We start from the raw sequence: 12,357 nt of genomic DNA, 5'->3' as shown, positions 1-12,357 counted from the left end.
TATCCAACCAACGCCTCAATCAAATACATGCAACTAACTACCTTAATTCACTTCCCTTTCAAACCCAATGTAAACCCAATTCAAACCCAAATCAGAACCCTTTTGAAAGGGCTAAGATTTGGGTTTGAATAAGGAGATAAAAGGACCTATCTCGAATCAGTTAGCTACAACACTGCCACTAAGCAACCCGAAGTGCGCTTTTAACTAAAATAAAATAATGCTGGGGTTTTATTTTTTTTCGAGTTTCCCAATCTTATAAACACAGCGATTTTCGTCGGCTAGGATGTGCTGTATCCGTTCGACTTTGAATTGGGCGCCGAATAGTTTTTGGAAATTCTGTAGCTCAGCGCGGCAAAAGCGCTGGCAGGCGCGCGCGGCCGCGCAGATGGGGCAGTGATTTTCGATAAAATAATAGTCGCTCGACTCTTTGGTCCATTCTGCGATGTAGCCTTCTTGCGATCTGATTTTGCTTAGTCGCTCCAGCTTATCTTCTACTGTCTTTGCTGATTTTAGTTCATTCTCGTAACGCTCGTAGCTCTGTTTTTCCCGGTCACTAATCAATAGCTCCAACGCATTCTCGCCTAAAATGTTCCGAACGGAATCAAGAAGTTGTACCGTAACATCTGCATGCGTATCCGGGAATTTCGCTAATCCAGCATCCGTTAATGAATAGAAGCTAAAGGGGCGTCCAACGCCTATGCTTTTACATTCCTTCTTCACTAATCCATCTTCTTCCAATTTCAGTAAATGTTGTCTTGCGCCTTCCTTAGTCATCGCTAACTCCTTCGCTACAGTTGCTGCATCCAATTCACAGCGCATCTTCAGCAACATCAGCAATTGTTCCGAACTACTCTTCTTTTTCATTATCCAATGTTTTTCTTGGTTTAATCAAGTTTACAAAGATAACTATTACCCTTTGCTATATGCTTTAATAAAATAATATTAATGAAATATTTTAACAAATAGCCATTTAAAGAGCTTCTTACGGGGTAGAGCTTAAACCGTGTCGACAAATCATGACAATAATAAAACAAATAATTACTTGTTTTAATAGAAAGCTTTTCTAAATTTGATTTATCAATTGAGCGGAAACGGACAGTTCTCAATTGTAATTTCATTAACAGCCTTACCAGATTTATTATGGAACATTACATATTAACGTTTAGAGCACCTTTAAAGACCTTGCTGGCCAGAGAAGAGCTCATCAGAACATTAGAGCTCACAATACCGCATATACAATTGCATTCGTTCGATTTGGATGATAAGCAATTTATTATGCGCATCAAGTCGCTGGATCGAGTGGAGGATGAAATTCAAGCTAGATTGCTTGAGCTAGGACATCGTGTAGCTTTCATTAGCTCAAACTCCATATCGACCGCATTAGGAGCATAGACTACATTTTTTTCTAGTCCATATAGATGATTGTCTGGGGCATTAGCTTTTAGACAATCATTTTTTTTTTGCTTTATGCGTCGGAGCGATCCGACTTATTCAATGATAATTCATCTTCCCATTTAAAACGCTAAATGAATCGAAACACGATAATAAGCTTTTAAAATAGAGATTTAAGAAAAAAAACACATCATCAGGATAGTACAGGATACCACTCTCAAATAGGAAGTTTATATTTGGTTATCACCTGAATCTGTATCGCCGATTGGCTCAGGGCATAAACCTAATACATACTACTTATTATATGAATCTTAAATTACCCTTTCTTGTTTTTGTTGTGCTGTTGCTGCTTTATAGCTGTGCTGAAAAGCCGTCCATGAAGCCTGTTAAGATACATAAGGGTTCTCGCGTCGTCCTCATTGGCAACAACTTGGGTTCGCGCATGATGGAGTATGGTGATTTTGATACCGAGCTGCATGCTCGCTTTCCGGATAGCCTATTGTATATCCGCAACATCTGTAATCCAGGGAATACGGCAGGCTTCCGTCCACACCCGTCGCGCAATTCACCTTGGGCCTTTGATGGGGCAGAGGCATTTAATCCAGAGTATGATATTAATACAGGTAGTGAGGGGCATTTCCCTACAGAAGACGCTTGGTTGCAAACATTGAAACCGGACGTAATAATCGGTTTCTTTGGTTATAATGAGTCGTTTAAGGGTGCTGATGGGTTGGAGAACTTTAAAGGCGAAATTGCGGCATTTATCGACCATACGAAAAAGCAGGATTATAATGGAGGCAAAGGAACGACGCTGGTATTAGTGTCGCCGATTGCTTTTGAGGATCTATCTGATAAGTATGACTTACCAGACGGGAAAGAAACGAATGCCAACCTTAAGATGTACGCTGATGCAATGGCTGCCATTGCAAAAGAAAAGAACGTGCCGTTCTTGGATGTCTATTCCGTAAGCAAAAACTGGTACAGCGACTCTTCTGAGCCGCTCACTATAGATGGCTCGCAGCTGTCGGCAGATGGATATGCAAAATTTGCTGATTACCTGGTTACGGGAATTTTCGGAAAAGGCGAGGGGCCTGTATCAACGCATAGAGATAAAATAAAGGAAGCAGTTTTAGAGAAAGACTGGATTTGGAATCAAGATTTTAAGATTCCGAATGGCGTCCATGCTTATGGGCGTCGCTTTAACCCGTTTGGTCCGGATAACTATCCATTTGAGATTAAGAAACTTCGTCAGATGGGGGAGATTCGCGATACTGCGATTTGGAAAGCAGCGAAAGGTGAACAGGTAGACTTGGCCGCGATGGACAGAAATACCTTGAAATTGCCGGAAGTAGTGACCAACTACGAGGCTGGCGAAAAGGGCGAAGCAAAATATTTATACGGTGAGGAGGCATTAGCAAAGTTTCATGTCGCACCTGGTTATAAAATTGACTTATTCGCTTCGGAAAAGGAATTCCCTGATTTGGCAAACCCTGTTCAGATTTCATTTGATGCGAAAGGACGATTATGGGTGGCGACTATGCCAAGCTATCCGCATTGGAAGGCGGGAGACGGTAAACCGAATGATAAGATCATCATTCTAGAGGATACGAATGGCGACGGTAAAGCAGATAAACAAACGGTATTTGCAGATAAATTGCATCTTCCTATAGGTTTTGAATTTACGAAAGAAGGCGTCTATGTCTCGCAGGGGAAAAATATGGTGCTGTTAAAAGATACGGATGGCGATGGGAAAGCGGATAAAAAAGAAGTTATCTTAAGTGGCTTTGACGACCATGATACACATCACGCGCATTCGGTCTATACGATGGATCCTTCGGGTGCAATCTATATGGCGGAGGGCACATTCTTGCATACGAATGTCGAGACTTCTTACGGCCCGGTACGTGCCACCAATGGAGGGTTCTTCCGTTATTCGCCACAAAACAAACGATTAGAGCGCGTTGCGCAAGTCTCTATTCCGAATCCTTGGGGAATTGCAACGGATGATTGGGGGCAGATGATCTATTCCGAAACCTCCGGCCCTGATGTGCGTTGGATGTTGCCAGGCAGTATCAAACCTCGCTATGGTGAGTCTAATGACAAGTCTTTCACGCTTGTGGATAGTTTGCATCGCGTTCGCCCTACGTCCGGCTTGGAGATTGTCTCGTCGAGACATTTCCCGGAGGAGGTGCAAGGTGATTATTTGATCAACAATACAATCGGCTTTTTAGGAGCCAAGCAACATACCTTAGTGGATGATGGAACGGGTTTTAAATCGCAACATCGACAAGATCTGTTCTGGTCGGATGATAAGAACTTCCGTCCGGTCGACGCTGAATTTGCTCCAGATGGTTCTTTGTATGTAGTAGATTGGCATAACATTCTGATCGGCCATATGCAGCATAATGCTCGCGACCCGCTTCGTGATCATGTACATGGACGTATTTATCGCGTCACTTATCCATCGAGACCATTAGTGAAACCTGCCAAGGTTGATGGCGCTACGATTGCCGAATTATTAGAGAACTTAAAATTACCAGAATACAGAGCACGTTATAGAAGTCGCTCAGAGCTTCGCATGCGCGATGACGCAGAAGTGGTTAAGGAAACGTTGGCTTGGGCAAAGAAATTGGATAAAAAAGATCCTAAATACCTGCATCATCTGACAGAAGCAATGTGGGTAACCTGGGGTGCGAATAAAATTGATGCAGGCTTGCTGGAAACTTTATTGAATTCATCCGACTACCATGCGCGCGCTGCTGCGGTTCATGCGTTGCGATATAATACCGATAAGATCAAGAATTATAAGGAGCTATTTGCGAAAGCGGCGAAGGACGAGAACGGACGAGTGAAGTTGGAATTGATTGCTGCCGCATCATGGTTGAATCCGGCAACCGGATTGGAGCTTATGAATGCGATAGATACGACGAGTTTGGATAAATGGAATAAACCGGCTTATAATACCTCATTTGCACATTTAAACAATAAATCTGTCAAGCCGAAGTCGGAAGGTGGAAGCCTGCGGACAACCTTGAAAGGCAAGGATTTGGAACAGTTTAAACGTGGCGCAGTCATTTATGCGAAGGAAGGTTTCTGTATCACTTGTCATCAACCCAACGGAAAGGGCCTAGAAGCTTCAGGATTTCCGCCATTAAATGCGAGTACGTGGGTAACAGGAAGCGAAGAACGACTGATCAAACTGACGTTGCATGGGCTGCTTGGTCCGATAGAGGTCAATGGCAAGAAATATCCAGGTCAAGTTCCGATGACGCCATTTGGAGCTATGCTGAATGATCAGGAAGTAGCAGATGTATTGACTTATGTGCGCAATACGTTTGGCAATAAAGCAGGAGTAATTTCTCCAGAGAAAGTGAAAGCGATCCGTGCAGCAGTGCAGGATAAAAAGGGTTTTTATTCGCCAGAGGAGTTACTGAAGATGCATCCTTTAGAGAAAGAGTAATTTGGGTTAGAATAATTTGATGGAATAGGGAGAGTGTTTTTATATAGGCTTTAACACGTCTCCCTTGAACATCATGAAGGCGTTGGAAATCAGCGTCGTTTAATTTTAACAGCGAGCATTAAGCTATTTAGTTTCATATATTATAACCAAGACAGTTTCTCCCAACCTCCCCAAAAAGGGGAGGAATAACTGTCGACTTGAGCAAGGTGGGAAACTCAGCTTTGCGTTGAGCGATTGTTTTGCTTAAGGATTTTTAAACCGATAAATCGAACAAATGAATAAAATTGGATTTAATCTATTGCCATGGTCTGCAGGAGTATCTTCCACTGTTTTTCCGTTGTTGGACCGATTGAAAGCGATTGGCTATGACGGTATTGAAGTGTTGATTGGCTCGCCGGATGAAGCAGAATATATAGCATTAGGAAAATACGCAGCTGACTTGGGCTTAGAAATTACGGGAGTATTCGTGCTAGGCGCCGATGACAATCCGATCTCTGCTGACCCTAGCATCAGGCAGCGTGGCGTCGACAAGATTAAATGGGCGATTGATCGTGCTCAAGATCTCGGAGCAAAGGTTATCTGTGGGCCGTTCCATTCTGCACACGGCTCTTTTTCCAGAGCAGCACCGACAGAACAGGAATATCAGTGGAGTGCTGAAGTACTCCGACAAGTTGGCGACCATGCCAAGCAGGCAGATATTGTTTTAACATTGGAAGCGGTGAATCGTTTCGAAACCTATTTAGCCAATACCATGGATCAGCTTGCCAAGTTGATGGAGCTAACAGATCATCCGAATGTGAAGGCAATGTATGATACGCATCATGCGAATATAGAGGAGAAGAGTATTACAGAACCGATTAAACGCATCAGGCCGCATTTGGCACATGTGCATATCAGTGAGAATGATAGAGGAACGCCAGGTAAAGGATTAGTACGATGGGACGAGGTATTCAAGGCATTAAAAGATGCTAACTATGAGGGTTGGTATACGATCGAATCCTTCTCGCGCGCTGATCCTGATTTCGCAAATGCAATTAATGTTTGGCGTGAATATTCTGATCCTTGGGAAATTGCGGAAGAGGGGTACAGTTTTATCAGGAAGATGCTCGACAAAGTATAAATAATTCGCAAGCGTAAAGGAAAGTTTTCTTTGTCGCTCGTTATACAACTTAAACTAACTTAAACCGATATTATGAGCAAACAAGTTAACAGTAGCGCGTTGTTCTTAGGGAGCTGTTTAGCCTTGATTACAACCGGCCTAACTTTTTCTATCCGTGCAGGAATTCTCCCTCAACTTGGGCAGAGCTTCAATCTCAATGCCGAACAGTTGGGCTTCATCAATTCCATGTGGTTTTTAGGATTTCCTATTTCCATGATTTTAGGAGGGCTGTTTTACTATAAAGTAGGACCGGCAAACATTATGCGTATCGCATTTATATCCCATACGCTGGGGATTATACTGACCATCTTTGCTACGGGCTACACTTCGCTATTAGTTTCCACACTGTTTATCGGGTTTGGAAATGGATGTACCGAGGCTGCCTGTAACCCATTGATTGCCGACTTATATTCCGGCAAGAAAATGGATAAGATGTTAAATAGATTTCATATGTGGTTTCCGGGCGGAATCGTCCTTGGTAGCCTGATCTCCAAATTCATGACAGACTTCGGCGTCTCCTGGCAAACGCAAATGTGGGTGATAATGATCCCGACAATACTTTATGCGATTATCTTCTGGGGCAAGGCCTATCCAGAGCCTAAGCAAGAAGCGGTTGCATCCATATCCAATAATTTCAAAGCAATGTTCTCCCCAATCTTTATATTCTTATTCTGTTGCATGGCATTGACGGCTATATCAGAGTTTGGACCTCAGCAGTGGGTGGGCATTATCATGGCCGATAGCGGCGCAAGCCCTATGTTAATTCTTGCATTAGTTACAGGTGTAATGGCGGTAGGACGTTTCTTTGCAGGGTCGGTAATCAAAGTATTAGGACAGACGGGCGTATTGTTGTTTTCAGCCGTATTCGCAACGATTGGAGTGTATTTGTTCTCCGTTGTAACGGGTGGAATGGCATATGTGGCGGCAATTTTCTTCGCCATAGGCGTTTGCTATTTCTGGCCAACAATGATTGCTACCACAGCGCAGCGTGTTCCTCTCAGCGGTGCTTTAGGAATGTCGATTATTGGTGGAGTAGGGATGTTCTCCACGTCTATCTTTCAGCCAATTATCGGACGCTGGATCGATAAATCAAAAGAAGCTGTTGTCGCATCCGGACAAGCTGTTGAAAATATTGATCTGGCAGTAGGACAAGCTACTTTAGCGAAGCTGGCTATATTTCCAGGAATTTTGATTGTGTTATTTTTACTTTTCTTTTTCTGGCAAAAACGAACTTATAGACCTGAAGTTTCAGTGGATGACGCTACTGTAGAAACAGCGTCGTGACAGCAAAATAGCATAGTAAACAGATTGCAAACAATTAATATGATACAAAGGAACAAGTATATAGACAACTTAAACCTATGGACGGCCAAGTCAGCCACGATACTACTGTTGTTTTTATTAACAATCAATAGTTGGGCCTGCGCACAACAACAGGAATGGCTGCATTTCAAACCGCAAACGTCAAAAGCGAAGGCGAAGAAGATTGTATTGGTTTCCGGCGATGAAGAATATCGTTCGGAGGAAAGCATGCCGATGCTTGCAAAGCTATTGACAACACATCACGGCTTTGAAACTGTCGTCTTGTTTGCCATAGACCCCAATACAAAGCAAATCAATCCGGAGTACCAAAAGAATATTCCTGGCCTTTCTAACCTGAAAGATGCGGACTTGATGATTATAGCGACCCGCTTCCGCGAGCTGCCCGATGATCAAATGAAACATATTGATGATTATTTGAAAGCAGGGAAGCCAGTAATAGGCTTACGTACAGCGACACATGCTTTTAATTTCGCGAAGGAATCTAAAAGCCCATATAAGCATTATGCCTACAATGAGAAGAGCGAAGCTTGGAAAGGTGGTTTCGGGGGCATAGTATTAGGCGAAACCTGGGTAAACCACCATGGAGATCATGGTAAAGAGGGAAGCAGAGCATTGATTAACGGTTTAGAAGCAGAAGCTAAGAATCCAATCCTATTGGGTGTCAAAGATATCTGGGTGCCATCGGATGTCTATGGAATACGTAATAAGCTCGACGGCGCCCGTATTTTAGTTTTTGGGCAACCTACATTGGGAATGAATGCCGACAGTCCGCTCAATTGGCAGAAAGCTATCATGCCGGTTGCTTGGACTAAAGATTATCAGATTCCCGGTGGTAAGAAAGGGCGAGTTTTTACGACGACCATGGGCTCGTCTATTGACTTGAAAAGCGCTGACTTAAGACGCTTGATTGTCAATGCGACGTATTGGGCACTTGGACAATCAGAAGCTATTAAAGAAGATTTAAATGTCAATCCCGTAGGAAATTTCGAAGCAAATATGTTTGGGTTTGGAACCTACGAGAAAGGGAAATATCCGAAGGACTATCAATAAAGATTTTATTCGTTTTTATTAATTCAATTGGTTCCGTAGGGTTTAGTAAAACCCTACAAGGTAAATCCTCGATGTGAATCGGGGATTTTTCCGTTTTACAAATTCAGTTTGTTTATTTTTGTTGTCGGACAGGAATAACACTCATTATAAATCACATTATCACATGGCGGAGTTAAGAAGATTAAGGCATGCAGTAGCGGAAGAACAGGATACTATTTGGACTATCCTTCAACAGGCTATACAGAAGCGGAAGGAAGAAGGCAGCGAGCAATGGCAGGATGGTTATCCGAACCCTGAGGTGATTGCCAATGATATAGAAAAAAACTATGCTTACGTCTGTGTGGATGAGGACGATGTTATATTGGGTTATGTTGCATTGATTTTCGATATAGAACCGGCTTATGAGAATATCGAAGGTCACTGGTTAACCGAACGCCCATACGCGGGTATACATCGATTAGCGGTGAATCAGGAGCCTTATGTCAAGGGAATTGCAACTTGGATGATGAAGGCTGTAGAGCCAATCTGTAAGGAGCTAGGCTACTACAGTATAAAAGTTGATACCAACTTTGATAATATCGGCATGCTCAGGGTGTTCGAGAAGTTGGATTATGTGTATTGCGGTGAAGTGTACTTTAGAGGCGCTGCGCGCAAAGCATTCGAAAAACGTCTAGACTGATAAAGAAAGAGATGCCCACCTGGACATCTCCTACAATTTTATGGAAATACTACAACTTTTCACTAGCCCACTTAGGCTATTAAACAGTGCTGTTTAAAAATAGTTTTTAAAGTCCAAAACATCATGCTATCAAACCGATAGCTTACCGACACGAATTGCTATTTTCCAGGATACATTCTTAATTTCATTGGCATCTTTCCAATAAGCGCTCAGCTGTTGTTTGAGCTCGTCTAAAGGGTCGATCTGTTCTTGATCGATGAACTTTTGAGTTGCAGACCAAGAACGCAGATGTCCTAATAGATCATCCAATCTAAAACGCTTGCGAATATAGAACTCTGGAGGCTCAATCTCTCGAAAAGGAAATGAAATCGTGGTATAGCCCTGTGCGATCAATTTATTCTGCGGTTGCCAGAATTGACCCACCGTTTGGTCATGGAATTCCTGCGTTATTTTATCGATATCTTTATTTACCTGCGGTATGCCATATGCCCAAACAGCAATAATGCCATCCTTCTTTAGAACACGTTTGGCAGATTCATAGAATTTTTCGATTTCAAACCAATGAATAGCCTGTGCTACTGTAATCAGATCAACCGTTCGGCTCGCCAAAGACGGTTCTTCGGCTTTTTCAACACGGTATACGACTTGGTCGTGCGAGAAAGCGTTTTGAATCTGGGCCTCCGAGGGATCGGAAGCAAATACTTTTTTATAAAATTCGGCAAGATGTATTGCTGACTGGCCATTTCCAGTTCCACAGTCCCAGGCAAGCTCGTGCTCTGGAGTTAAGCTTTGTAAATAATCAAATAGCTCATGCGGATAGGAGGGACGAAATTGAACGTATATCGACGCCTGTTTTGAGAAGTTATCATTGAAAGCAGCCATATGATTGATGATTAAATCTACAAACGTTACTTTCTTAAAGTTACAAAATTAATTAGCAGGAATACCCATGTTTGAATAAATTTAATGTGTATTTCATTTGTTATTTATCTGTTAATTAGTTTGTTAACTTTCTGTCGCGGTCAGGCGCATGCGGATGGAGCGCCAATGTTCATCGCCGTATCTAGTGATGCGGTCGCCGTCAGGTACTTTCTTAAAGCCCAGTTTCTGATAACAAGCAATGGCGGGAAGATTCCATTCAAAGACATTTAGTTCAATATTCTTAATACCTAAATCTTGTTCAGCAAAAGCAATCAGTTCTTTCATTAAGGCAGTTCCAAGCCCCTTTCCACGATGCTGTGGAGCGCCGATAAGTACACGACAAATCAGGACTGTATCCTCTGCGATTTGGTAGACCTCAGCATGTCCGACAACTTCTGAACTCTCTTTGCTGATTACTTTAAAGATATTCCTCTTGGCTTCAGCGCAATAGGCCTTTAGTTGTTCGTGACTCAATGGAAATTGAAATTTACTGCCAGCAAATTGAATCAGTAATTTTTCATCGCTTATCCAAGATATCAGGCGGTCGAAATCTTCTTCTTTGAAGGGCTGAAGTATAATCATTTTTTGAATCAGTATTTTGAGGATCTGTAATCGCATAAATCACATCCGTCGGTAAATTCGCAAAGGCATAGTTCGCGATCGTCCTCCGTCACTTTCCGCATCAAAAGACGTTCAGATTGAATTGTGATATCTTCCATAATCAAATATACATGATCTCGAGCGTTAAATAGACTTGCCATTCTGTAGCATAAAAGCGACAAAATTATCAACAATTTGGTTATTAAAGAATTAGCTACTCGGCTTTATGTTTTTTGGTTTAGAATTTGCTAATACTGAGGCATTACAATCATTAATATAACTACTTAGGGAAAACATAATTTTTGCCACTTAATTTCGGTTAAGTGGCAATTTTTTTATCGATATGTGTTAATGCATTATTAAATTATTAATAAATAAATATATTTAAACTTAATTTTCATTATTGTTGACGTATATTTGAACAGGTTTTTACCTCGGGTCATAAGTAAAGTATTAATAATTGTTTCCACACATGTCGTGAAAGGATGCACTGTTCCCAGTCGATGAAACATCCTATCAATTGCTAAAACTCTTTTCGATTTTGCCATTTCAGCACGTTAAAAGCTATGATAGACAGCTGCTATGCACGAGGTGCTCACATTTGTTCAACTATTAATAAAATAACAAATCAAACAGAATATATGGAAAATTCAAACACAGCTTTTTTGGAAGAGGATTTAAATGAACGCGTTAAAGCCTTACTGTCCAATTGTTGTTCCGGCTATGTCAATCTGGAATCTTTATGTCCTGAACGACAGACAGCTTTAGTAAAACTATTCGATCAGATTCAGTATAAGGATATTCTGGATCAAGCATTTTGGAGTATTGGAGGAGGATTAGCACATTATAATTTGAGTCTGAATGAGATCAAACTATCCTTGTTAGAGATTCTTTCAACCCGATCGGACGATAAAGAGCGTTTAATCTTGAAAGAGCTCTTCCTGTTCTTAAACATCTTGGATGAAAAGAGCTTCTATCAAATCAATGGAATTCGGCAATTAATGAATTGTCCTGAAGATGTCTTTGATTCTAAAATTGAGGAAATCAAAGCGCTTTATTTTAATAGTTAAGTATTGCTAATTTGTGTTATGAACTAAAGATATTCTTAAGTTGTGATAAGAATGAAAAAACTAAAGGGGCGATCAGCCCCTTTAGTTTTTTTAAATAAACATTTTTAATGTTATACATTTCTCAGGTTCAGTACAAGAGTCAATTCGTATATTATTTTTTCAACGCAGCACTTGCCACATATTTAGCAGCGCCCGCTTTGATATTTACGGACAGCTTTGATGTCCCTTTCTCCTTATCAATAATAAACATAAGAATCCCTTCATCCCCAACTTTATTGCTCGCCACATATTGGAGATCCCCATTTTCATTATTGCCGATGAGTTTAAATTCATATCCTTCTAGCGCTGGCACCAATGCATGGTTCCAAGTGATATTGTAAGTATTCTCGTTTATCTTTTTCACCGTTGGTGCAATCGCGTTATTATTGAACAGCTCAAAACCGTTCTCCAGATTAAGAAAGGCTAGGGGATTGAGAATGGCATATGTGCCCTCAAGCTTGACTTTGGCGAGCATTTCTTCATCTTGATCGTGCGAAGATTCCAACTTCTCACAAGACTGAAAAAAACAAAAAGCAATAATAAGTAATAAAAATTGTAAAGGTTTTATCATAAGCAGTATCAATAATGGGTAAATGTAATGAATTTATTTGCACAAATTTAACGCCAGTTCTTAACCTTGTTGTAAGAGATTTCATCTATCGTT

At 41.3% G+C, this 12,357-nt stretch carries 11 protein-coding genes; 7 read left to right on the top strand and 4 right to left on the bottom strand.

Features of this window, described 5'->3' with window-relative positions; genetic code table 11:
- Window positions 1-228: 228 nt before the first annotated feature.
- Window positions 229-864 carry a metalloregulator ArsR/SmtB family transcription factor gene (locus QYC40_RS08525; protein ID WP_301993546.1) on the bottom strand — a complete coding sequence of 212 codons (636 nt, stop codon included), beginning with the start codon at window positions 862-864 and terminating at the stop codon, window positions 229-231.
- A gap of 276 nt (window positions 865-1,140) precedes the next feature.
- Between QYC40_RS08525 and QYC40_RS08520 the strand changes: the two genes are divergently transcribed.
- The 6 genes from QYC40_RS08520 to QYC40_RS08495 all read left to right on the top strand — a co-directional run bounded on the left by QYC40_RS08520 (window position 1,141) and on the right by QYC40_RS08495 (window position 9,063).
- Window positions 1,141-1,392, top strand: coding sequence for a hypothetical protein (locus tag QYC40_RS08520; RefSeq protein WP_301993545.1), 252 nt, complete (start codon window positions 1,141-1,143; stop codon window positions 1,390-1,392).
- 304 nt (window positions 1,393-1,696) lie between these two features.
- Window positions 1,697-4,852, top strand: a complete 3,156-nt coding sequence (locus QYC40_RS08515) for a PVC-type heme-binding CxxCH protein (RefSeq protein WP_301993544.1) — start codon at window positions 1,697-1,699, stop codon at window positions 4,850-4,852.
- Between the two features lie 274 nt (window positions 4,853-5,126).
- Entirely contained in the window at window positions 5,127-5,972 is an 846-nt protein-coding gene (locus tag QYC40_RS08510) for a sugar phosphate isomerase/epimerase (RefSeq protein WP_301993543.1), read from the top strand.
- A 72-nt stretch (window positions 5,973-6,044) separates the two neighbouring features.
- Window positions 6,045-7,295, top strand: coding sequence for a sugar MFS transporter (locus QYC40_RS08505; protein ID WP_301993542.1), 1,251 nt, complete (start codon window positions 6,045-6,047; stop codon window positions 7,293-7,295).
- Window positions 7,296-7,334: 39 nt separating this feature from the next.
- The gene (locus tag QYC40_RS08500) at window positions 7,335-8,384 is read left to right on the top strand and encodes a ThuA domain-containing protein (protein ID WP_301993541.1); all 1,050 of its coding nucleotides are present in this window, start codon (window positions 7,335-7,337) and stop codon (window positions 8,382-8,384) included.
- Window positions 8,385-8,547: 163 nt separating this feature from the next.
- The gene (locus QYC40_RS08495; RefSeq protein ID WP_301993540.1) at window positions 8,548-9,063 is read left to right on the top strand and encodes a GNAT family N-acetyltransferase; all 516 of its coding nucleotides are present in this window, start codon (window positions 8,548-8,550) and stop codon (window positions 9,061-9,063) included.
- A 129-nt stretch (window positions 9,064-9,192) separates the two neighbouring features.
- Here the strand turns inward: QYC40_RS08495 and QYC40_RS08490 are convergent, their stop codons facing one another.
- Together QYC40_RS08490 and QYC40_RS08485 are read right to left on the bottom strand one after the other, a co-directional pair.
- Window positions 9,193-9,945, bottom strand: coding sequence for a class I SAM-dependent methyltransferase (locus QYC40_RS08490; protein WP_301993539.1), 753 nt, complete (start codon window positions 9,943-9,945; stop codon window positions 9,193-9,195).
- A 123-nt stretch (window positions 9,946-10,068) separates the two neighbouring features.
- A complete protein-coding gene (locus QYC40_RS08485) occupies window positions 10,069-10,566 on the bottom strand; it encodes a GNAT family N-acetyltransferase (RefSeq protein ID WP_301993538.1) in 498 nt (165 codons plus the stop codon).
- A gap of 659 nt (window positions 10,567-11,225) precedes the next feature.
- On the opposite strand from QYC40_RS08485, the gene QYC40_RS08480 reads away from it, so the two are divergent.
- Complete coding sequence (locus QYC40_RS08480; RefSeq protein ID WP_301993536.1) at window positions 11,226-11,654, top strand: hypothetical protein; 429 nt, start codon at window positions 11,226-11,228, stop codon at window positions 11,652-11,654.
- A gap of 151 nt (window positions 11,655-11,805) precedes the next feature.
- Here the strand turns inward: QYC40_RS08480 and QYC40_RS08475 are convergent, their stop codons facing one another.
- Window positions 11,806-12,198, bottom strand: coding sequence for a hypothetical protein (locus QYC40_RS08475; protein WP_301993534.1), 393 nt, complete (start codon window positions 12,196-12,198; stop codon window positions 11,806-11,808).
- Window positions 12,199-12,357: the final 159 nt, after the last annotated feature.

This window comes from Sphingobacterium sp. BN32 (genome assembly GCF_030503615.1).
Taxonomy (GTDB): Bacteria; Bacteroidota; Bacteroidia; order Sphingobacteriales; family Sphingobacteriaceae; genus Sphingobacterium.
The sequence above is the reverse complement of the archived record's forward strand: the minus strand, read 5'-3'. Positions and strand labels throughout refer to the sequence as shown.